The following is an 837-nucleotide window of genomic DNA, read 5'->3' on the forward strand; positions in this document are numbered from 1 at the left end:
CCGCGCCGTCCGGAAGGGACCGCGTCCCACTGCATCTCGGGATCGAACCAGACGGTCAGCGAGCCGCGCTGCCTCAGCGCCTGGTTATACGCTTGCCAGTTGATCGTCTTGCAGGTCGGCTTCGGAGGTCTGCTCATGCTGCCCGGCTAGCATGCTGGATTCACGAGATGAATTCCCTGGATTTGCGCAACAACGCCACTGCATGTTGCCACGCTGATGGAACGGATGGGCATCGCGGCTCTCTATCGCCGACCGAACACCTCAAAACCCGCACCCGGGCACAAGATCTGCCGCTATCTTCCGAGAAAGCTGCCGATCACGCGGCCCAACCAGGTCTGGGCGAGGGACATCACCTGCATCCCGATGGCGCGGGGCTTCATCTCCCTCGCCGCCGTGCTGGACTGGTTCCCCCGCTGCGTCCTTGCCTGGCGCGTGTCGATCACGCTGAAGGCCGGTTTTTGCATGGAGCTGTGGAAGAGGCGCTTGTGCGTCACGGCGCGCCCGAGATCTTCAATACCGATCAGGGCAGGCAGTTCACCTCGAGCGAGTTCGTCAAGGTGCTGGCCGCCCGCGACTTCAAGATCGGCATGGATGGCAAGGGCGCGTGGCGGGACAATGTCTTGGTCGAGCGCTTGTGGCGGACCATCAAATACGAAGAGGTCTACCTGCGCGCCTATGCCAGCGTGTCCGAAGCCCGGGCCCGGATCGGCCGGGATCTGACCTTCCACAATGGCCGCCGCCCGCCTACATCGCTTGACGGCCCCCCCGATCAGGCCGACTTCCCCCAGCCAATGCCCAAGCGGTGGCGGCGTAACCGAGGCGGAAAACCACTTGGCC

The 837-nt window shown here is 64.0% G+C and carries 2 pseudogenes; one reads left to right on the top strand and one right to left on the bottom strand.

The annotated features are described in order from the left end of the window. Nucleotides 1–137: pseudogene (locus tag BYZ73_RS21390) on the bottom strand (IS5/IS1182 family transposase); the annotation flags it as partial. 64 nt (nt 138–201) lie between these two features. Here BYZ73_RS21390 and BYZ73_RS21395 point away from each other — a divergent pair. Beyond that, nucleotides 202–837 (top strand): annotated as a pseudogene (locus tag BYZ73_RS21395) (transposase); the annotation flags it as partial.

The organism is Rhodovulum viride (assembly GCF_003265965.1).
GTDB classification, from domain to species: domain Bacteria; phylum Pseudomonadota; class Alphaproteobacteria; order Rhodobacterales; family Rhodobacteraceae; genus Rhodovulum; species Rhodovulum kholense.